Source organism: Bacillus thermotolerans, from assembly GCF_000812025.2.
Lineage (GTDB): Bacteria > Bacillota > Bacilli > Bacillales > Domibacillaceae > Quasibacillus > Quasibacillus thermotolerans.
This window is the reverse complement of record NZ_JWJE02000002.1, coordinates 22,202-42,507: the sequence shown is the minus strand read 5'-3', so window position 1 is coordinate 42,507 and position 20,306 is coordinate 22,202. Positions and strand designations below refer to the sequence as shown.

Annotated in this window: 19 protein-coding genes; 11 read left to right on the top strand and 8 right to left on the bottom strand. The window is 44.3% G+C overall.

The genetic code is table 11. The features are described from left to right. Window positions 1-191: 191 nt before the first annotated feature. Window positions 192-1,943, bottom strand: coding sequence for an AAA family ATPase (locus QY97_RS01300; protein ID WP_039232425.1), 1,752 nt, complete (start codon window positions 1,941-1,943; stop codon window positions 192-194). Window positions 1,944-2,169: 226 nt separating this feature from the next. On the opposite strand from QY97_RS01300, the gene QY97_RS01295 reads away from it, so the two are divergent. The 5 genes from QY97_RS01295 to QY97_RS01275 all read left to right on the top strand — a co-directional run bounded on the left by QY97_RS01295 (window position 2,170) and on the right by QY97_RS01275 (window position 7,302). Next, window positions 2,170-2,886: an ABC transporter ATP-binding protein gene (locus QY97_RS01295; RefSeq protein ID WP_232506212.1), complete on the top strand. Its 717-nt coding sequence runs from the start codon at window positions 2,170-2,172 to the stop codon at window positions 2,884-2,886. Continuing rightward, window positions 2,883-3,635, top strand: a complete 753-nt coding sequence (locus tag QY97_RS01290; protein ID WP_039232420.1) for an ABC transporter permease — start codon at window positions 2,883-2,885, stop codon at window positions 3,633-3,635. The genes QY97_RS01295 and QY97_RS01290 overlap by 4 nt, the downstream gene beginning before the upstream one ends. A 102-nt stretch (window positions 3,636-3,737) precedes the next feature. Continuing rightward, window positions 3,738-3,974 (top strand): small acid-soluble spore protein Tlp, encoded by a 237-nt coding sequence (gene tlp, locus QY97_RS01285; RefSeq protein WP_039232419.1) that lies wholly within the window; start codon window positions 3,738-3,740, stop codon window positions 3,972-3,974. A gap of 104 nt (window positions 3,975-4,078) precedes the next feature. Continuing rightward, the gene (locus QY97_RS01280) at window positions 4,079-5,014 is read left to right on the top strand and encodes an NAD(P)/FAD-dependent oxidoreductase (RefSeq protein WP_039232417.1); all 936 of its coding nucleotides are present in this window, start codon (window positions 4,079-4,081) and stop codon (window positions 5,012-5,014) included. A 140-nt stretch (window positions 5,015-5,154) separates the two neighbouring features. Then, entirely contained in the window at window positions 5,155-7,302 is a 2,148-nt protein-coding gene (locus tag QY97_RS01275; RefSeq protein ID WP_039232415.1) for a DNA topoisomerase III, read from the top strand. A 63-nt stretch (window positions 7,303-7,365) separates the two neighbouring features. Here the strand turns inward: QY97_RS01275 and QY97_RS19430 are convergent, their stop codons facing one another. Then, window positions 7,366-7,815 carry a hypothetical protein gene (locus tag QY97_RS19430; RefSeq protein WP_052717086.1) on the bottom strand — a complete coding sequence of 150 codons (450 nt, stop codon included), beginning with the start codon at window positions 7,813-7,815 and terminating at the stop codon, window positions 7,366-7,368. 193 nt (window positions 7,816-8,008) lie between these two features. Between QY97_RS19430 and QY97_RS01265 the strand changes: the two genes are divergently transcribed. Next, window positions 8,009-8,950, top strand: a complete 942-nt coding sequence (locus QY97_RS01265) for a magnesium transporter CorA family protein (protein ID WP_039232412.1) — start codon at window positions 8,009-8,011, stop codon at window positions 8,948-8,950. A gap of 174 nt (window positions 8,951-9,124) precedes the next feature. Continuing rightward, window positions 9,125-11,848 (top strand): aconitate hydratase AcnA, encoded by a 2,724-nt coding sequence (acnA, locus tag QY97_RS01260; RefSeq protein ID WP_039232409.1) that lies wholly within the window; start codon window positions 9,125-9,127, stop codon window positions 11,846-11,848. A gap of 45 nt (window positions 11,849-11,893) precedes the next feature. On the opposite strand, the gene ggt is transcribed toward acnA, so the two are convergent. Continuing rightward, window positions 11,894-13,582: a gamma-glutamyltransferase gene (gene ggt, locus QY97_RS01255; protein WP_046128657.1), complete on the bottom strand. Its 1,689-nt coding sequence runs from the start codon at window positions 13,580-13,582 to the stop codon at window positions 11,894-11,896. A 23-nt stretch (window positions 13,583-13,605) separates the two neighbouring features. Beyond that, window positions 13,606-14,742 carry a M20 family metallopeptidase gene (locus QY97_RS01250; RefSeq protein ID WP_039232407.1) on the bottom strand — a complete coding sequence of 379 codons (1,137 nt, stop codon included), beginning with the start codon at window positions 14,740-14,742 and terminating at the stop codon, window positions 13,606-13,608. Between the two features lie 135 nt (window positions 14,743-14,877). Between QY97_RS01250 and QY97_RS01245 the strand changes: the two genes are divergently transcribed. Then, entirely contained in the window at window positions 14,878-15,303 is a 426-nt protein-coding gene (locus QY97_RS01245) for an acyl-CoA thioesterase (protein WP_039232404.1), read from the top strand. A gap of 12 nt (window positions 15,304-15,315) precedes the next feature. Continuing rightward, window positions 15,316-15,618: a hypothetical protein gene (locus QY97_RS01240; RefSeq protein ID WP_039232402.1), complete on the top strand. Its 303-nt coding sequence runs from the start codon at window positions 15,316-15,318 to the stop codon at window positions 15,616-15,618. Between the two features lie 33 nt (window positions 15,619-15,651). Here QY97_RS01240 and plsY read toward each other — a convergent pair whose 3' ends face one another. Then, window positions 15,652-16,233 carry a glycerol-3-phosphate 1-O-acyltransferase PlsY gene (gene plsY / locus QY97_RS01235; RefSeq protein ID WP_039232400.1) on the bottom strand — a complete coding sequence of 194 codons (582 nt, stop codon included), beginning with the start codon at window positions 16,231-16,233 and terminating at the stop codon, window positions 15,652-15,654. 236 nt (window positions 16,234-16,469) lie between these two features. Here plsY and QY97_RS01230 point away from each other — a divergent pair, with 236 nt between their 5' ends. Then, window positions 16,470-17,765 (top strand): purine/pyrimidine permease, encoded by a 1,296-nt coding sequence (locus QY97_RS01230; protein ID WP_039232399.1) that lies wholly within the window; start codon window positions 16,470-16,472, stop codon window positions 17,763-17,765. A 125-nt stretch (window positions 17,766-17,890) separates the two neighbouring features. Continuing rightward, window positions 17,891-18,301 (top strand): CoA-binding protein, encoded by a 411-nt coding sequence (locus QY97_RS01225; RefSeq protein WP_039232396.1) that lies wholly within the window; start codon window positions 17,891-17,893, stop codon window positions 18,299-18,301. A gap of 92 nt (window positions 18,302-18,393) precedes the next feature. On the opposite strand, the gene QY97_RS20595 is transcribed toward QY97_RS01225, so the two are convergent. From QY97_RS20595 to QY97_RS01220, 3 genes are all read right to left on the bottom strand, one after another. Further along, window positions 18,394-18,555: a hypothetical protein gene (locus tag QY97_RS20595; protein WP_166701671.1), complete on the bottom strand. Its 162-nt coding sequence runs from the start codon at window positions 18,553-18,555 to the stop codon at window positions 18,394-18,396. A 257-nt stretch (window positions 18,556-18,812) separates the two neighbouring features. After that, complete coding sequence (locus tag QY97_RS20355) at window positions 18,813-18,956, bottom strand: hypothetical protein (protein WP_156994496.1); 144 nt, start codon at window positions 18,954-18,956, stop codon at window positions 18,813-18,815. A gap of 113 nt (window positions 18,957-19,069) precedes the next feature. Further along, window positions 19,070-19,924: a patatin-like phospholipase family protein gene (locus QY97_RS01220; RefSeq protein WP_039232772.1), complete on the bottom strand. Its 855-nt coding sequence runs from the start codon at window positions 19,922-19,924 to the stop codon at window positions 19,070-19,072. Between the last annotated feature and the right edge of the window lie 382 nt (window positions 19,925-20,306).

Genomic DNA, 20,306 nt, shown 5'->3' with positions numbered 1-20,306 from the left:
TTTCATCATAGAGGCAAACTCTGTCTTTGGAGAAATCAGTGAGAGGAAATGAGCAGGCTAGCACCAGGCTGACCTGCTTTTCCTTATGTACAACAATTAGTTTATAATAAAAATACTATGTAAACTCAATGCGACTATACAAATAAACAGCAAAAACCTGGATGTGACGTGTCACATCCAGGTTTCTTGTTTTATGCAAGCACTAACTCTTCTTCTTTAGAGGCAGGAATACTGTTCACTATTTGCTCTACTTCCCAGCCCTCTAATGTTTCTTGTTTTAGAAGGGCTTCTACCAGCTGACGATATTGTTCTTCCCGCTCATCGATTAAGCGCTCCGAAATGGCTAACGCCTGCTGGAAGAGCTGCTGCATCTTTTCCTCGCGTTTCATTTTCTCGAAGGTTAATGTAAAGCCGTCCTGAAGGACACCCAAATCAACCATTTGTTCAATGATTTGTTTTGCCTGCTGAACATCCCCGCTTACGCCGATGCTGTGCTCGCCAAGGAATTTACGTTCTGCTACGCCGCCCGATAAGATCATGGCTATTTGATCCAGCAGCTCGCTGGCTGTAGATAAGTGAAGATCTTTCGGGATAGGCGCTACATAACCAAGGGCTTGTCCTCTAGGAATAATCGTTGCTTTTCGCACAGACCCTGGTTTCGTGGCTGCTGCTACAAGGGCATGGCCGGCCTCATGAATAGCCACTCGGCGCTTCGTCTCAGGATCCTGCAGGGCGCGTGAGGTGCTGCCCAAAATGGTACGGTCAAGCGCATAATCCAAGTCCTCTTTTTCGATGACATTACGGCTATGGCGGATTGCGCTTCTGCTTGCCATTTCAAACAGGGAACTTAGCTGCGCGCCAGAAAATCCGGATGTGCTTTCCGCTAGTTCATCAAGGGAGTTTCGAACTTCCTCAGATAACCGCTTGTCTTTTGTGTGAATGTCGATAATTTCCCGTCTTCCTTTCATGTCCGGTAACGGAACAAGGAAGGAAAAGTCAATCCGGCCGGGACGCAAGAAGGCTTCGTCCAGCATATCCTTTCGGTTCGTGGCTGCAATAAATAGGATATCTTCATTTGAGTGCCCGCCATCCAGCTGGACAAGAAGCTCTGTTAATGTCTTTTCTGTTTCTTCCCCACCATGAGCTTTCCGTTTGCCGGCTAAGGCATCGACTTCATCAATAAAGATGACAGCGGGTTTTTGCTTTCTAGCTTGTTCGAATAAGCTGCGTACACGTGATGCACCTACACCGACGAACATCTCAGTAAAGGCAGAACCGCTGGATGAGAAAAAGCTAGCGTCTAATTCCTTCGCCATTGCTTGCGCCAGCAAGGTTTTCCCTGTTCCCGGAGGTCCGTACAGCAAAACACCTTTTGGCGGTTTAATACCGATCTCTGCTGCCTGTTCAGGCTTTTTTAAAATAGATAACGTTTGTTTAATTTCATCCTTCATTTCTGTTGACAGTCCGCCCACATCATCGAGCGTAATAGATGGAAGGGGACGTGCTTTAGAAAGGCTGTTTTTCATCGCTTTTGCTGAGCCTGCGCTGCTTTTGCTCTTTCTATAAAGAATAACGCCGAACGCAACAATGGCGATAATAAATCCTCCGATGATCCATTTTTCCTGAGGACTTTGGTTCGTGTAAGAGTAACGAATATTGTATGTTTCAACCAATCTATCTATTGATTCACTCCCTGGAGAGATATAAGAGATATATTGGTCGGTATCTGTTGTAAGGTGGAGTGTTCCATCGGGTCTTTCTTCGAGCGATACGGGAGTCCCGTTCTGTTCCTGAATGATGCTTTCCATTGACGAAAAAGGGATCGTGACTGCTTGACTAGAATCCTTCAGTGACCAGAAACCTGCTGCTATAACTACCGCAACTAAAGCTAATAACGGTAGGAATTTCTTCATTAGGCTAGACTTAGCTCCCAATAGCTTCATCTCCTCTTAAAGTGTATACATCCATTATAAGGGTTTTATTATGTAGATAAATAGGTAAAAAGTAATGTATATTTTGTCAAAATAAAGAAAAAGTTTGGGTTTTTTACGGAAGGAAGGGGGGAAGTCCTCACAAGAGACTTTTAAATAATCCTTTGTATAATAATAAATAGTAGAAAAGCGACTTGGAGGGATTATTATTACTCGAACAGCTATCGAATTTGATGAAGTGAGTAAGTTTTATGAGAATGGGGAAGGAAAAGAGACAGTTCTGCAGCAGATTACCGCCAAGGTGCCCGCCGGCTCTATTGTAACGCTTGTCGGACCGTCGGGCTCAGGAAAGAGCACGATTTTATCGCTGTGCAACCTGCTCATCACTCCAGACGGAGGGAGGGTGATAGTGGAAGGTAAGGAGGTAAGAGATTGGAACGTGCATGAGCTGCGTCGTCACGTAGGGCTGGCTTTTCAAATGGGTACGATGCTGCTGGGAACAGTAAAAGACAATTTACTCCTCGCAGCGCGTCTTCATCAGCTAGAGACAGAAGCGACCGAAAGGATCATGCAATATGTTGGGCTTTCTGAAGGAATGCTTGCACGTCAGGCAGATGAACTGTCGGGAGGTCAAAAACAAAGAGTGGCTCTTGCTAGAACATTAGTCAACCGGCCGTCTATTTTGCTTTTAGATGAGGTAACATCAGCCTTAGACCCGGCAGCTGCAAGAGGGATAGAAGAGCTGATTATCAAAATACATAATGACAGACAAAATACCATTCTTTGGGTGACGCATGATTTAGAACAGGCGAAGAGGGTCGGTGATTTCACCTGGCTGCTTGCAGAAGGGAGGCTAGTAGAGCAGGCTGATACCGCTTCGTTTTTCAGCCAGCCGAAAGAGCCGTTTACCCGCCGGTTTCTGAAGGGGGAATTGTCTGAGGAGGCCGCACGATGAGCTTATTTACGTTATCGCTTGCACTTGTATTTGTCGGAGTAGCCATTGTTTTATCCAGCGGGCTGAAGCTGGGACTCGAGAAAGACATTGTTATAGCTGCTGTTCGTTCGACTATTCAGCTTCTTATTATCGGCTACGTGCTGTCCTTTATATTTTCGGCTGACAGCCCTGTTTTTATGATTGTGATGGTCATGCTAATCATTGGAGCGGCCTCTCAAAATATCATTAAACGCAAACACAACATTCCTGGACTGGCTTGGCGGGTTGTAGTCACATTAGTGACAATTGAAGCGGTATCTATGCTGTTCTTGCTCGGCTTGCAGATCATCCCGCCATCCCCCCGATACGTCATTACATTCAGCGGAATGATTGTCGGAAGCTCTATGGTTATTGCTAACTTGTTTTTGAATCGTTTAAAGGCGGAGGTGCAGACGAGGAAAGAAGAGGTTCAGGTTGTGCTCGCTCTGGGAGGAACGAGCCGCCAGGCAATGCAGCCTATTTTGAAAGGAGCTATTCGGGCCAGCATGATTCCAACGATTGATAGTACGAAAACAATGGGGCTTGTCCAGCTTCCAGGTATGATGACCGGACAGATTATCGGCGGGGCAGATCCGATTGAAGCCGTCCGTTTTCAGCTCGTTATTGTATTTTCCTTGCTTGCGACAGCGGCTTTGACAAGCATTATTTTAGGTCGGCTTGCGTATCCGGCATTATTTAATGAATATGAACAGCTTAACTACAAAGAATAAGCTTTTTATGAAGGATGAATGTGAAAAGGGCACACAAATATGCAGATTAAAATTTTATGATTTGGGGAGGCTACTGTATGTACACGATTTATAAAGGAGGCTATGGGTGTGCATAGACAACCGAACCCAGATAACAGATCTAACAATGTAGAAAGATTGCAGGATATGGTTCAAAATACGATCGAGAATATGGAGAAGGCCGAAGCGACAATGGCAAATGCCGGTCCAGAAGAGCGTCAGGCAATTGAAGAAAAGAACGAACGCCGCAGAGAAAGCATTGAAGGTATGAGAGAAGAGATCCGGGACGAAGCGAGAGCCCGTGAAAATGGAGAAATCTAACAGAGGAGAGGGCGCAAAGTGCGTCCTTTCTTTTATTTGTGTGTTTTTTCTGCTGGCATAAAGGAAATAGGAAAGGCAGACGGATCATTGAACAGGAGGAGAGTATGAACAGCCAGACGAGAAATATTCAGGATGTAGCCATTATTGGAGGAGGTCCGGGCGGATTGAGTGCGGCACTCGTGTTAGGAAGAGCGTTAAGAAAGGTGACGGTCATTGATGAAGGAAAGCCGAGAAGCAGGGTGACGGTCAAAGCGCATGGATTTTTAACGAGAGATGGTGTACATCCTTCTGAAATAAGAGAAGTGGCACATGAGCAAATGAAGGCGTATGAAAATGTCCAAGTCGTTAAAGACACCGTCGAAATTGCTGAAAAAATAGATGGATTGTTCTCACTTCGGACGAGAAAGGGAGAGGAGTTTCTCAGCAGAAGGCTTATCGTCGCTACAGGCATGAAGGATCATCTTCCTAAAATTACAGGAATGGAAAAGGTATACGGGAAAACCGTCTTTCACTGTCCTTACTGTGATGGATGGGAGAGAAAAGGGGAGCCGCTTGCGATTTTTGGCAACGGCAAGGGACTCATGCCTTTTATTAAGACAATCTATAATTGGAGCAGAGATCTTATTGTTTTTACGAATGGCCCTGCCGCCCTTATAGATGAAGAAAAAAGGCAGCTGAAGCAGCGCGGCATTGACGTAATGGAGGAACCGATCCTCGCGATAGAGTCAACAAACGGTCAGATGGAACAGATTCTGTTAAAGGATAGAGGTCCCGTCAAACGGACAAGCGGCTTTATGGTGACAACAGGTGAAACGCAGGCTTCGGCTATTCCTTCCATGCTTGGAGTTCCTCTAGATGAAAGAGGTCAATATGAAACACGGGAGCATGGCCAGACAAGCATTAACGGCCTCTTTATCATAGGAGATGCCAAGAATACATTTACAAGCATTGTAGGCGCCGCAAGCCAGGGGTATGAAGCAGGGGTGGCTCTGAACCATGACCTTGCCGCACAAGACTGGGAGAACGAGAAGCCTGTTTAGTTGTTCTGCATAGGTGAGGAGCAAGGGTTCGTGTTCGCCTGGGGCCCGTATTGGCCTACATATCAGTCAGTTCCGTTCTCTTTTTCGGCAAAGGCAGTGGTATAATGAACTAGTCACTAAGAGAGCAAGGAGAACGATGGATGAAACTTATTATTGCTGAGAAACCGGACCAGGGCCGGACGCTGGCCTCACCTTTTACCGTGACAAAACGAGAAGGGTATTTGGAGATTGCCCCGAACCGTTTCTTTCCTAAAGGTGCATATATGACGTGGGCCATTGGGCACCTAACGCAGCTGGCTCCTCCGGAAGCTTATAAAGCCGAGTGGAAAAAATGGTCGCTCGACACACTGCCCATTCTTCCAGACAGGTTTCAATATGAGATAGCTAAATCGAAGTATAAACAATTCCAGATTGTGAAGAAGCTGCTCAAGGATCCGCAGGTAACCGAAATTATTCATGCAGGAGATGCCGGGCGTGAGGGAGAGCTGATCATCCGCAATATCATACAGCTGAGCGGAGTGAAGAAACCAATTAAGCGCCTGTGGATTTCTTCTTTAACGAAAAAAGCGATTACCGAAGGCTTTGAGCGGCTTCTTGATGGGCGCCAGACGCAAAGTCTTTATTTCGAAGCCTATACGAGGGCTTGTGCGGATTGGATTGTCGGCATGAACGCATCAAGGGCATACAGCCTTTTATTAAAGCAGCACGGGATGAACGATGTCTTCTCAGTGGGCCGGGTGCAGACACCTACTCTTGCTTTAATCGTCAAGCGGGAGCATGAAATTGCAAACTTTAAATCGGAGACGTTTTGGGAAGTCATTGCGCGTTTCAACATAGATGGAAAAGTATATGAAGGCAAATGGGAAAAAGAGGGGAATAGCCGATTAGACAAGCAGGAGATGGCAGAAAGGATTGCCGAGTTTTGCCGCGGGAAAGAAGCGGCAGTTCACCGCGTGAAGAAAGAGAGAAAAGTATTTCAGCCGCCGTTATTGTTTAATTTATCCTCTCTTCAGGCGGCTGCTAACAGTTTGTTTAAATTTTCTCCCAAAAAAACATTGGATACGGCTCAGTCACTGTATCAGAAAGGGCTTCTTTCTTACCCGCGGTCAGATTCCAATTACGTGAGCAAGGAAGAGGCAGAAGCGTTTCCTGATATTCTTCATAAGCTAAAGCAATTTCCCGCTTACGAAACCCTTGTGCCATCCAGTGTGCCCTCTTTGCTGAATAATAAAAGGTTTGTTAACAGCAAAAAGGTTTCTGATCACTATGCAATTATCCCGACAGAACAAGTGAAAAACCCTGACCAGCTGCCTGCAGACGAAAGAAAGCTGTATGACCTTGTGGCTCGCCGTTTAATTGCCGCCCATCATGATCCTGCTGTATTTGATTATACGACTGTCACGACCCTTGTGGATGGCCGGGCTGAGTTCATCTCTAAAGGCAAGCAGCTGATTGAGGAGGGCTGGCGGCAGGTGCTGTTCCCTTCAGATGATGATAAGGAAGTGATTTTGCCTCCGCTTCAAGAGAAAGAGAAGGGGACGGTGGAAGATGTTTCGGTAAAGGAAGGGAAAACCCAGCCGCCGAAGCGCTACACAGAAGGGCAGCTCATTACTTTAATGAAGACGGCCGGTAAGCATTTGGATAATGAAGAGCTGGAGAAAACACTCAAGAAAACAGAGGGGTTGGGAACAGAGGCAACACGCGCAGGTATTATTACGATGCTGAAGGAACGAAAGTATATAGAAGTGAAGAAAAACCAAGTGTATGCAACCGATAAAGCCAAAGTGTTGATTGCTGCAATTGGTGAAAAGATTTTGGCTTCTCCGGAAATGACGGCCCGCTGGGAGCAGCGTTTGACAAAAATAGGCGAAGGAGAAGCATCGCCTGCTGAGTTTATGGAGCAAACGAAGAAAATGGCTGCTAAAGTCGTTGAGGATGCGGTGAAAATGTCAGCAGACTGGTCATTTACAGGATTGGACACGGCTTCCATCCAGCGTTCCTCTTACAAGAAAAGCTCCCGCACACCGTTAGGCAGCTGTGTTAAATGCGAAGGGAAAATGGTGGATAAAGGAACATTTTACGGTTGTTCCAATTACTCAAAAACAAAGTGCGATTTCACTCTTTCTAAAAAAATACTGGGCAAAACCATTACACAGGCGCAGATCAAGAAGCTGCTGTCGACAGGCAAGACGGATGTAATAAAGGGATTTAAAAAGGGAGATAACACGTTTCAGGCTGCCCTGGAGCTAAATCGCCAGGATGGCAAAATCCGTTTTATTTTTAGTTAACAGCACTTAACAATTTAATAGATAAAAGCCGGCGCATGAATGCGCCGGCTTTTATATGCTAGGTTATTTGCTTTGCTGCTGTTCTTCTTCATTATAATACTTCACAGCAAATTGCGATCCTTCACTCACCATTTTATTATCCGCTACATCCTCAGGGTGAGGGTGCCCGCCTTTTAAAACAGGAAACTCTTCTTTTGAAGGGTTTGCGCTGCCTCTGTTCATTTTATCCTTCATCGTATTAACCATGTCGCCCATATTGGCGTTATTCATCTTTTCTTTTGCCTTGTTCATCATGTCGTTCATATCCATGTTGTTCACCTTTTCTTTGGCGGTACTCATCATATCGCCCATATTTCCGTTATTCATTTTTTCCTTTGCCGTGCCTAGCATACTGTCAAATTTTTGGCGGTTTTCATCTTTAGAGAGCCACCAAGCTGCCACTCCTGCTCCAAGAAGCATATAACCTAAGCCGCTGCTTTTGTTAGTTGAGTTATTCATATTTTTTCCAAACATCTTTATCTTCCTCCTTAAGACTTAAAACCTCATTCATCTGAATGCTGCTTGTTCTATGTTTACCCTTTTTAAGTGAATTCAAACAGCCTCATCAAACGAAAGAGGAGAAAAAGGTTTGCGACAAAGCTGTTTGCTCTCTTTCAGGTAAGGGTATTTTATAAAGAAAAAAGCAGTGGCAGCGGAGGGAAGGATTATGGAACATACATTTAATGACGGCAAGTGGTGCTGGCATGAGCTGGGACAGTTCGATCCAGGCAAGGATGAATCTTTTATGAAGGATTATAAATCCTATGACCAGTGGGCTGAGGCAACAAAGAAAAATCAAACAAACACGCTTCAGGAAGATACAGATGAAAAAGGAAAAGAAGCGTTATGGGGATCACTTGTCTATGTTCAGGATGCTGAAGAGAAAGATAACAAGCGTGTGTTTCACTTTTTCGTAACGAGACAGTGCCTGATTACAGATAACCTCGACGTTTCTATGCTTGAAGGTGTCAGTCTTGAGAGCATAAAACGAAAGATGGATGAAGCCGACAATTCGGTAGAGGGCTTTATGGTCATGCTTGGCGAGATTGTTATCCACTTTTTAGGAAAGATTGATGCGTTTGAGGTGAAAATGAGAAACGTATTGTGGAAAATTAAAGAGAAGAATAATGTAGACTTATTAGATGATATTATCAAGAGCAGGCATCAGCTGCTTATATGGAAAAACCTTTTGATTCCTGTTCAGGAAATTAAATATGGGGTAGAAGAAGTATTTGGCAAAGATGCAGCAGAGGGCATCCATTTTAACCGGGCGGTTCGGCGTCTTGAGCGGATTCAAATGCTAGTCAATGAATATGAAAAGGAACTTGGAGCGGTTGTTGAACTGGAAAACACCGTTTCTGCTCACCGTGGCAATGAAATCATGAAGACGCTCACCGTATTGACGACGCTTTTCACTCCGGTAGCATCATGGGGAGCCATATGGGGAATGAACTTTGAAATAATGCCTGAGCTAAAGTGGAAGTTCGGCTATTTATTTTCCTGGGGAGTCATTGGGATTACAACGCTGGCATTATACTGGTATTTGAAAAAGAAAGGCTGGATGGGCGACATCCTTCGAGGGAAGAAGCGAAATTCCTTTTTCAAATAAAATCTTTTAACAGAGTTTATTTATAAGAAAAACTTATTAGAGTTAATTCAATTATCGACATTTACTTATGTTTAATATTGTATTATCATAAACAAGTATGGTAAGGAAAAAGAGGATAGTTCTTTCGCTTTTCAGCAAAGATCTACATATTTAAGAGAAAGAGGGGAAATAGGGATGGCAAATAATGATGCATTCAAAGCGCGTGCAAGCTTTGAACTTGATGGCAAGAAATATAACTACTATCGTTTAGCAGCATTAGAAGAAGCAGGCGTGGCTAAAGTGTCTCGTCTTCCATATTCCATTAAAGTTTTATTAGAATCTGTACTTCGTCAATATGACGGCTATGTTATTAAAAAAGAGCATGTTGAAAACCTGGCTAAGTGGGGAGCAGGAGCTTCAGCAGAAGCAGAAGTTCCATTTAAACCTTCTCGTGTTATTTTACAGGACTTCACTGGCGTACCAGTAGTCGTAGACCTTGCTTCTTTACGTAAAGCAATGGGCGACATGAACGGTAATCCAGAAGTAATCAACCCTGAAATTCCGGTTGACCTTGTTATCGACCACTCTGTTCAGGTTGATACGTATGGAACGCCTGAAGCGCTTCAAAGAAACATGGACTTAGAATTTGAACGCAATGCAGAGCGTTATGAGTTCTTAAACTGGGCTCAAAAAGCATTTGATAACTACCGCGCAGTTCCGCCTGCAACAGGTATCGTTCACCAAGTTAACCTTGAATACTTGGCAAATGTTGTCCATGCAGTGGAAACAGACAACGGTGAGTTCAACACTTACCCAGATACACTTGTAGGAACAGACTCTCACACTACAATGATCAACGGTCTTGGTGTTCTTGGCTGGGGTGTTGGCGGTATCGAAGCAGAAGCAGGAATGCTTGGTCAGCCTTCATACTTCCCAATTCCAGAAGTTATCGGCGTGAAACTGACTGGTGAGCTTCCGAACGGTGCTACAGCTACTGACCTTGCATTGAAAGTAACGCAAGTTCTTCGTGCGAAAGGCGTAGTTGGCAAATTCGTTGAATTCTTTGGTCCTGGCGTAGCTGAACTGCCGCTTGCTGACCGTGCGACAATCGCGAACATGGCACCTGAATATGGAGCTACTTGCGGATTCTTCCCGGTTGACGCAGAATCATTAAACTACATGCGTTTAACTGGCCGCGATGAAAGCCATATCAGAGTGGTAGAACAATATCTGAAAGAAAATGATATGTTCTTCACGCCTAACAATGAAGACCCTGTGTACACTGATGTAGTTGAATTAGATCTTTCTGAAATTGAGCCAAACCTGTCTGGACCAAAACGTCCGCAAGACTTGATTCCGCTTTCTAAAATGCAAAAAGCATTCCAAGGCGCAATCAGCGCACCAGAAGGCAACCAAGGCTTCGGTTTGACTCCAGAAGAGCTTGATAAAGAAACAACAGTGAACTTCGCTAATGGCGAATCTGTTCAAATGAAAACAGGTGCGGTTGCGATCGCAGCGATCACATCTTGTACAAATACATCTAACCCATACGTTCTTCTTGCAGCAGGTTTAGTAGCGAAAAAAGCTGTTGAACTTGGTCTTGAAGTGCCGAAATATGTAAAAACATCTCTAGCACCAGGCTCTAAAGTTGTTACTGGCTATCTGCAAGATGCTGGTTTGATGGGCTATATGGAAAAGCTAGGATTTAACCTTGTTGGTTACGGATGTACAACTTGTATCGGTAACTCCGGTCCATTAAAAGATGAAATCGAGAAAGCTATTGCTGATTCCGATCTTCTAGTATCTTCTGTTCTTTCTGGTAACCGTAACTTTGAGGGACGTATTCATCCGCTTGTAAAAGCCAACTACCTGGCTTCACCGCCATTAGTTGTAGCGTACGCTTTAGCGGGCACAGTGAATATCGACTTTGCTAAAGATCCAATCGGTAAAGATAAAGACGGCAATGATGTCTTCTTCAAAGATATCTGGCCAGCTTCAGAAGAAGTGAAAGAGCTAGTTGGACGCGTGGTAACACCAGAATTGTTCCGCAAAGAATACGAGCGCGTATTTGAAAGCAACGAACGCTGGAACCAAATTAAAACTAGCAACGAATCTCAATACAGCTTTAATGAAGATTCAACTTACATTCAAAACCCTCCATTCTTTGAAGGACTGTCAGCAACTCCTGAAAAGATCAAGCCGCTTACAGGCTTGCGCGTAATGGGTAAATTCGGTGACTCTGTAACAACAGACCACATTTCACCAGCAGGTGCGATCGGTAAAGATACACCAGCAGGCAAATATTTACGCTCTAAAGGCGTAGAGCCACGTGACTTCAACTCTTACGGTTCACGCCGTGGTAACCATGAAGTCATGATGCGCGGTACATTCGCGAATATTCGTATTCGTAACCAAATCGCTCCTGGTACAGAAGGCGGCTTTACTACTTACTGGCCAACAGGCGAAATTATGCCAATCTATGATGCATGCATGAAGTATCAAGAAGACGGCACAGGCCTTGTTGTACTAGCTGGTAAAGATTACGGAATGGGATCTTCTCGTGACTGGGCAGCAAAAGGTACAAACCTTCTTGGCGTGAAGACGGTTATCGCAGAAAGCTATGAGCGTATTCACCGTTCTAACCTTGTTATGATGGGTGTGCTTCCACTTCAATTCAAACTTGGCGAAAGTGCTTCAACTCTAGGCTTAACTGGTGAAGAAGTATTTGAAGTTGAATTAAGCGATGATGTAAAACCTCGCGAAGTAGTGAAAGTAACAGCTACTGACAAAGATGGAAACAAAACTGAATTTGAAGCTCTTGCTCGCTTCGACTCAGAAGTAGAAGTAGATTACTACCGTAACGGCGGTATTCTGCAAATGGTACTTCGCAACAAGCTTCAGCAAGTTAAAGCTAACTAATAAGTATTAAAAAGAGACCGGTGAAACGCCGGTCTCTTTTTTGTGTCACTCATTCTCTAATTTATTCACTCCAACTGGAATGCCAGGTCTGGACGAATCGCTGGCTCCATACAGTTGTCCATTCTCTTCATCAAAAAGGACGGCTTGAACATTGCCGATCGGAAGAGCAATTTGGTCAAACTGGAAATTTATTTCCTCCATCGTTTTCTTTGCCTCTTCTGGGATACCCTCTTCCCACCAAATAAGAGGACCAGTGCCATTATAAATTCGGGGTTCTTCAATTGCGTCTTTCAAGTCCATCTGATAATCCAATACATGAATAATAGTTTGAAGGACGGAAGCAGCAATAGTAGGACCGCCTGGAGATCCGAGTGCCATAAATGGCTTGCCATCTTTAAAGATGAATGTCGGTGTTTTCATGCTAACCGGATATTTATTCGGTTCTATACTGTTAATGCTGTCTGTTTGAGGATCAAAGTCTGTCATATCGTTATTTAATAAAAAACCATAGCCAGCCACCATGATTCCTGAGCCGAATACGTGCTCTAGTGAGGAAGTGCAGGCGGCAATGTTACCATCTTTGTCCACTGCAATAAAGTGAGTCGTTTCTGAACCTTTTTCAATAGATTGCGCCTTTAAGCCGCTTGGCTGCTTATCCGTTTCGTACTCCCATGGATTCCCTGGTGCCATTTCTTCATTGCGGAATTTGAAGTTAATCTTCTTCGCACGTTCACGAATGTAATCAGGGTGCAGAAGCCCCTCCAGCGGAATATCATAAAAATCCGGATCAGTCATAAATGCCAGCTTATCGGCTGTCATAATCCTTAATGTCTCCGCAATTAAGTAATACTTTTCCCATGAACGCACATCATATTGTCCAATTCTCATTTCCTCTAAAAGCTTCAGCATATAAAGGAGGGCAAAGCCCCCTCCATTAGGTGGTGAAGGAACAACAATATCAAAGCCTTTATAGGAGCTTTGGAGAGGGGATTGAACCTTTGCCTCATAGTTAGCTAAATCACTTAGCTTCAGACAGCCGCCGAGCTTTTGAGCTTCTTCGACAATAGCTTCGGCAATTTCACCCTCATAGAAAGCGGCAACGCCTTTCTCCTGCAAAATTTCCAGAGTATGCGTCAGTTCTTTATTAACAGCTGTTTCTCCTTTCGTTAATGGGACATCATCTGGAAAGAAAAACTTTCTTGCTTCATCGCCAAGCCGCTTGTCGAACTTTTGGAGGCTTGAAATCCATGTATCATTGACCTCGACACCTTGTTTAGAAAGCTCAATAGCCGGAGCAATCGCTTCTGCCCAGGACCGGCTTCCATACAAGCTGATGGCTCTATCGAATGCTTTCATAATCCCAGGAATAGCTACAGCCGATCCTGGAGTGGAACGTTCAATAAAAGGGATTACATCTTGATTTTCATCTACGAAAGTATTTTTCTTCGCATCTTCAGGAGCTTTCGAATGTCCTTGAATGACTGTTGTTTTTTTCTCTTTAGCGTCGTAATAAATAATAAAACCACTAGCTGCAAGTCCTGTATTAAATTGTTCAGAAACAGCTAATGCAAACTGCATGGCGGCTAGGGCATCAACGGCGTTGCCTCCAGACTTCAACACATCGGCTCCAATCTTTGATGCTTCCTTCGTCGCACTGGTAGCCATTCCGTATGTTCCCCAGTCTCTCTGCTCTCCATCGTGCTTTTGGTTATTTAATATTTCTCTTTTGTCCATGTTGGTCACCTCAAGATTCTCTCTCATTTTGTTAATCGTTCAATTAGTTTAGCCAATAAAATAGTACGGTCCACGAGGGAATTTAAATCAGTAAATTCATCTGTTTCACTATGGGAGAATTCACCGATCGGACCAATGCCGTCAATAGTTGGTATACCTTTGGCAGCTGTAAAGGCGGCATCTGACCCTCCTCCGGTACTGACCTCGTGGATATCAAGTCCAAGTTCTTTCCCGGTTTCTTGAACCACGTCGAATAATTTTTGGGATTCCTCCGTCTTCTCCATTGGGGGCCGTCCCATGTTGCCGCTTAGCTCTGTTTTCGTTCCATCCACAAACTCGTCATCTGCGACCTCATGAATGGCTTTCGTAATATTCATGGCCTGGTCTTTGTTTTTAACGCGTACGTCGATTTCAGCCTCCGCATCCGGCGGAACTGTGTTGACGGAAGTGCCGCCGTCAATTAAGCCGACATTGATGCTTACGCCCTGGCTATAGTCATTTAGCTGCTGAAGGCGAATCACTTTATGCGCCAATTCCTCAATGGCGCTGACGCCAATTTCGGGTTCGACTCCTGAGTGAGCACTTTTTCCTTTCACACTCATGTCAAAGTGGCCGACTCCTTTTCTTTCCGTCACGACGCCATCGTTGGGACGGCCGCATTCAACGACTAAGCTGTACTCTTTGCCGGCGGCTGCCTCTTCAATCAAAGGCTTAGAGGTAGTGGAGCCAATTTCTTCGTCACTGTTAAAGATAATGTGGACATTATTAATAGCTGGAGACTTGCTCTCCTTCAAAGCCTTCATAGCGTATAGAATTTGGACGTGACTCGCTTTCTCATCGTTTACGCCCGGTCCATACGCTTTGTCTCCAATCACGGAAAACGGTCGTCTTTCTGCTTCTCCTTTTGGAAAGACCGTATCCATGTGAGCGATCATTAAAATCTTTGGTTCACTTTCGCGCGTTCCTTTAATTTCTAAGTGATTGCCTGTTTCGGCTTCCCGGTGTACCTTTACATACATTCCGATTTCTTCAAATCTTTCTTGAAGCAGGCTGCTTACCCTATCAACGCCTTCTTTATCGTAAGAGTTGCTGTCGGTGTTCACAAGCTGCTCTAATAGGTCGATCATTTCGTCTCGCTTATTCTTGATAAAGTTTTCCAATGGTCATCCTCCTTCGTTAAATATAAGGCTATTCATTTCAATTCCCTTTTTATAAGAATGAGTAAACTTCCTTTATTTCGCAAAGTTGCTAGGCTATACTGAATAAGAAAAATGTAACGAGGGAGTTTTTAACAGATGAGGGTTTCAGAAAAAGAAATTGAAGTGCGTTATGCAGAAACAGATGCTATGCAAGTCGTGTATCACGGCCAATATCTGGTATGGTTTGAGCTTGGCCGGACCCAGTTAATGGAGGACCTTGGCTTTCGCTATGCGGATATGGAAGAGGAGGGGTATTTGGCGCCGGTATTAGATGTGCAGATCTCCTACAGAAAGCCGTTTCGTTATGGGGAGAAAGCATGGGTATACACATGGATTCAGGAATATAACGGGGTACGTACAGTATACGGCTATGAAATTAAGAATAGGGACGGGGACGTTTGTATAACAGGCACGACCTCTCATACGCTTGTGAAAAAAGAATCGTTCCGTCCTGTATCAATGAAAAGAACATTTCCTGACTGGCATGAAATATACTTGAAAAACACACAGCCAGCGCAGTAAGAGGGCGATACCATGGCTTTTGGAATTAAGCGGGCAGAAATAGAAAAGTGGAAGCGGCAAATTGATGCAGGAGAAGTTGCCTTTCTAACTCATTATTGGATGGATGAGCGGTTTCCGCACTGTCGTACAGTCACGAAGGTCGGATGCAAGGATTTAACGAAACTTGCAAATTGGGGAAGAAAATACGGCTTGAAGAAGGAATGGATCGATTATAGAGCCGGCGGGTATTCCCATTTTGACCTCTTAGGTGACCGGCAAAAGGAGATTCTGCAAAAGGAAGGTCTTTATGATCACATTGAGCGTTTTCGTTTGTAAGAAAAAAGTGAATGTAAGCAGAAATACAACTGCTTACATCCACTTGATTTTCGGCTCTGTCTTATTTCGGATGCGGGCGATATTGGCCCGGTGCCGGTAAAAGACGAAGAAAGCTAAGATAGATACGACAATGATTAACGGCACACTGCCGATCGCCACAGAATACATAACGGCCACAGCCGCTACTATCATGGATGATAAAGAAACATATTTGGATAAATAAAGCGAAACAAAAAAAGTAAGCACCAAAACGACAAACATAATTGGCTGAACAGCGAGCAATATGCCGCCGGATGTAGCTACTGCCTTTCCGCCACGGAATCCGGCAAAGACAGGGAACATATGGCCTATGACAGCTGCTATTCCTGCGATAAGGGGATGGAGCTCGGCTCCTAGCCAGATAGGCAGCAGAGTGGCTGCTGTGCCCTTTAAAATGTCAGCAATGGTCACAACAAGTCCCGCTTTGACACCGAGTGTGCGAAAGGAATTCGTAGCCCCAAGGTTGCCGCTGCCGTGCTCTCGAATATCAATGCCAAAGAATACTTTGCCGATAATTAAACCAGAAGGAATTGATCCAAGTAAGTAAGCTGCTAATAAGATAAGTGCAATTGTCATCATTTTACTCCTTTATTCCTCTTTTCATATATGTATGTTCAGGTAGAAGGGTTATGCGAAAAGCAGCCATTCCAAGCCGCTGCCTGGATGATGGTTTTAGAAAGGAAGCAGGACAGTGGAAGGTTCAATTTATTTTAACATGGCTTCTGGAAGAAAAGGAGAATTTTCCGTTGCTCTTATAAAAAAGAAGCGAATGCATAAAGATAAAGGAACGATAATTAGAAACGGGTGAAAGGATGAAAGTATTTTTTAACTCTATTCAATGGATGTTATTTATGCTGGCCAGTTCGATTGTGGCTCCCATTGCGATCGCTGGCTTGTTTCATTTGTCAGCTGCCGACACGGCTGAATTTGTCCAGCGCACCATTTTTGTACTGGGAGTGTCCGGTATTGTGCAGGCATTCATCGGCCACCGGCTTCCTATTAACGAAGGTCCTGCTGGTCTTTGGTGGGGAGTATTCGCCATTTATGCCGGCTTTGCGGGAACGGTGTATGCTTCAGAAGAGCAAGCCCTTCAAAGCTTAGAAGGGGGCATGATCGTGTCCGGAGTGCTCTTTATCATGCTGGCTGCTGCCGGGTTAGTAGAAAAGATGGCTAAGCTGTTTACTCCAACAGTCACATTTGTTTATTTGCTGCTGCTAATTCTGCAGCTAAGCGGCTCTTTCCTGCAGGGGATGTTCGGGCTGCCAAATGAGGCAGGAACCATTGATCCTATTGTGATGGGGGGGAGTGTAGTGACGCTTATAACTGCTTTTTATTTTTCCACCCATCGTGCGGCATGGATCCAGCAGTATTCAGTTATTCTTTCCTTGCTCTTCGGCTGGCTGCTGTTTCTTCTGATAGGAAAGGCACCCGAAGCAGCCTTGTCGGGAGGAACGATTATTCAGCTGCCCGAGCTATTTGTTTTTGGGCCGCCTTTATTTGATTCCGGTACGATTATCACCGCTTTTTTTATTACGCTTTTATTAACGGCCAATATGATTGCTTCCATTCGGGTGATGGAGGAAGCGGTTTACCAGGTGAGCAAAGAGGAGAGGAGGGGAAGCTACCGTCATGCCGGCTTTGCAGCTGGTATTAACCAGCTTCTTGGCGGGAGCTTCTCAGCCATTGGTTCGGTGCCGATTTCAGGGGCGGCTGGGTTTATTGCACAAACAGGAAATGCTTCTATTCGTCCATTTATCGGAGGATCCTTGCTGATTACAGCGATGAGTATTTGTCCGCCGATTATGAACATCTTTGCTTCCTTGCCGGCTCCTGTCGGCTACGCCGTCACTTTTGTGATTTTTGCGCGCATGGTAGGCTTTGCATTTGCAGAAATGGATAAGGAGAAAGAGCAATCCCGCTTCCGTTTCGTGGTAGGTATCGCTCTTTTATCGGGGGTCGGGGTAATGTTTATACCGGCAGCTGCTTTTACAGGGACTCCTCCCGCCGTGGCTTCTGTGCTAAATAACGGACTTGTTCTCGGTACTTTTGTCGCTATGGCTGTAGAACAGTTTCTAAATGTAAAGAACCGGCAGAAGCTGGAGCACTAGCCGGATACGGAGAGGAATAAGTGTTTCAGAGGATTGAAAGAAGGAAATAGTGAAATAATGAACGAATAGAAAAGAATACACAAAATATAAGAAAAGCCATGGATAGAAGAGAGGGGGAAGTAAGAATGATTGAAAACCCGTCGAGAGAAGAGCTCGGCCGTATATTAAAGGAAGCAAAAACAATTGCTGTTGTCGGTTTAAGCGACAATCCGAACCGCACCAGCTACATGGTTTCAGAGGCGATGCAGCGCGCAGGCTACAAGATTATCCCTGTGAATCCGGTGATTGATGAGGCACTCGGTGAAAAAGCAGTTGATTCCTTATCAGATATTGCAGAACCGGTAGACATTGTGAACGTATTTCGCCGTCCCGAGTACCTGCCTGAGATTGGCAAGGAATTTGCAGAGATGGACTGTGATATCTTTTGGGGACAGCTTGGCGTCGTCGATGAAAATACCTATCACTTTTTAAAAGAAAAAGGTAAAACCGTCATCATGGACCGGTGTATCAAAGTAGAACACGCTTTAACTAAGTAGAGGCTCTTCTTGATCTAAAACAATTAAAGAAGGCGAATGAAAGAGCTGCTTTTCAATAAGCAGCTCTTTATTGATTCATAAAGCTTTTTATTCTATACATGGGGGTCTGAATTTTCACTGTAAATGACCGAGGAGAGGAGCTGGATGTCTTGATGGATCTCCTGTTTGATTCGTTCTTCAGAGCATTTATAGTATTCATCGATTAGTTTGCCCAGCTCTTTGATGAAGATGGTTAATTCGGACTCGTGGATCATGAAAAATCCTCCTAGAAGATAACTATATAACTAAGACTATATTACTGTTTATTTAGCGGAAAGACAAATAAACAGTAATAAATTTTAGTGGCGGCAGACTCATCTTGACGAAATAGCCTGCACGCACAAGTTATATGGTAAGAAGAAGCAGGCTGTTGGTCGATACCTGCTTTCCTTTCTCGGCAAGTATGTCAACGAGCCTGAAAAAGCTTATGTTCCTTTTGGCATAAAACGCTTCTGTATGAGCTGAAAATGGTCTACTCTGTTTTCGGTCTATCGCTGACTAGTTCTTTTACGTCCCGAACCATTTGGTCAAAGGTAGCGTTTACTTTATTAAGGACATCATCTTGAGATGTCTCGCCATGTTGAACATGCATGCCCTCTTTTGGCTTCTTATCCACTTTCGTCACCTCCGATAAGCCTATGATGTGCAAAGCAGGTGGAAATATTCTTTAGAAAGTGAGAGAGTCATCCAGGCAGGCGAGGACTGAGAAAGTATCATGGAGCCAACGAGTTAAATAGTTTTGCTTAAAAACCTTTGAAGCTTTTCCATTTGGCTCTGGGCATCCTGACGGCCAAGCTCATATAAACGTTCCAGCTTTTCTTTGTTTTTCTCTACCCTGCCGACCGGCATAGCCAGACTTGGCTGAATAATAAACACGTTTCCTTTCTCTTCCTCTGAATAAATATAGTCTAACGTATCGTTATACAGCTTGTAACGGGTAGCTAACAGCTTGTTAATGACAGGGTATTTTTTCGATTTTATGAAAGACGACATTCTGCCAGGCGGCTGCTTTCTGTAGCCGGGCGGCTTGGTGAGAACGATTATATTCTTTTTGTACCCGTCATTTTGAGCTTTTTTAACAGGGATAGGATCAACGATGCCGCCGTCGAGCAGCAGACGGTTATCGTAAGCTACGCTCGGAGCGATGAAAGGCAGGGAGCTGGACGCGCGCAGGAGCGTCGTCAGATGATCAGCGTGCTGGTCTTTCTCAAAGTACACCGCTTCCCCTGTTGTGCAGTCGGTTGCTGCTATAACAAATTTTTCGGGACTGTTTTTGTACGTCTCATAATCGAAAGGGACGTACCGCTCCGGAATTTCTTCGAAGAGGAAGTCCATTCCAAAAAGCTCTCTTTTTGTTATAAAGTTTCGAAATGAAAGGTAGCGTTTATCCCCCGCGAAACCAATATTCACTTCTTTATTCCTTCCAGGCTGGCGGGAAAGGTAGGAAGCAGCCATGCAGGCGCCGGCAGAAACACCAATTACATAAGGAAAATAAAGGTCCTGTTCCATGAAGGATTCCAATACGCCAGCTGTGTATAAGCCGCGCATACCGCCGCCTTCTAATATAAGTCCGGTATCTAACATATATGTCATTCCTTTTTCTCTCATTCATATAATGATTATAGCAAAGAGGAGAAATTTTGTCGTAAAAGAGGCAGATTTGTCACGATACAAGAGCCGGAAGAGCACACAGAAAAAAAGTTATTTTTAATTTTTATTTAAAGACATGTATAATAAAGATTCCATCGCCATGGTGTGTCAAACATGGTGAATGAAGGAAAAGCGTAAGCTGCAGAGCGAATAAGCGCAAAAACAAGCGGCTGCTTTTACCGCTTGTTTTTGCTTGCCGCAAGTACATCTATTACAATGAAGCCAAAGCATAAACGGCTGGGCACGTTTAAGTATAACTGTGAAGACATGCGATTTTTATGGTATAATTATATTTGCGAACACTTGTTTGTTTTTT

Bases quoted from the DNA above. Each gene is read 5' to 3' on its own strand.
- QY97_RS01300 (WP_039232425.1), bottom strand. From the start codon at position 1,943: ATGAAGCTATTGGGAGCTAAGTCTAGCCTAATGAAGAAATTCCTACCG.
- QY97_RS01290 (WP_039232420.1), top strand. From the start codon at position 2,883: ATGAGCTTATTTACGTTATCGCTTGCACTTGTATTTGTCGGAGTAGCC.
- tlp (WP_039232419.1), top strand. From the start codon at position 3,738: ATGGGTGTGCATAGACAACCGAACCCAGATAACAGATCTAACAATGTA.
- QY97_RS01280 (WP_039232417.1), top strand. From the start codon at position 4,079: ATGAACAGCCAGACGAGAAATATTCAGGATGTAGCCATTATTGGAGGA.
- QY97_RS01275 (WP_039232415.1), top strand. From the start codon at position 5,155: ATGAAACTTATTATTGCTGAGAAACCGGACCAGGGCCGGACGCTGGCC.
- QY97_RS19430 (WP_052717086.1), bottom strand. From the start codon at position 7,815: ATGTTTGGAAAAAATATGAATAACTCAACTAACAAAAGCAGCGGCTTA.
- QY97_RS01265 (WP_039232412.1), top strand. From the start codon at position 8,009: ATGGAACATACATTTAATGACGGCAAGTGGTGCTGGCATGAGCTGGGA.
- acnA (WP_039232409.1), top strand. From the start codon at position 9,125: ATGGCAAATAATGATGCATTCAAAGCGCGTGCAAGCTTTGAACTTGAT.
- ggt (WP_046128657.1), bottom strand. From the start codon at position 13,582: ATGGACAAAAGAGAAATATTAAATAACCAAAAGCACGATGGAGAGCAG.
- QY97_RS01245 (WP_039232404.1), top strand. From the start codon at position 14,878: ATGAGGGTTTCAGAAAAAGAAATTGAAGTGCGTTATGCAGAAACAGAT.
- QY97_RS01240 (WP_039232402.1), top strand. From the start codon at position 15,316: ATGGCTTTTGGAATTAAGCGGGCAGAAATAGAAAAGTGGAAGCGGCAA.
- plsY (WP_039232400.1), bottom strand. From the start codon at position 16,233: ATGACAATTGCACTTATCTTATTAGCAGCTTACTTACTTGGATCAATT.
- QY97_RS01230 (WP_039232399.1), top strand. From the start codon at position 16,470: ATGAAAGTATTTTTTAACTCTATTCAATGGATGTTATTTATGCTGGCC.
- QY97_RS01225 (WP_039232396.1), top strand. From the start codon at position 17,891: ATGATTGAAAACCCGTCGAGAGAAGAGCTCGGCCGTATATTAAAGGAA.
- QY97_RS20595 (WP_166701671.1), bottom strand. From the start codon at position 18,555: ATGATCCACGAGTCCGAATTAACCATCTTCATCAAAGAGCTGGGCAAA.
- QY97_RS01220 (WP_039232772.1), bottom strand. From the start codon at position 19,924: ATGTTAGATACCGGACTTATATTAGAAGGCGGCGGTATGCGCGGCTTA.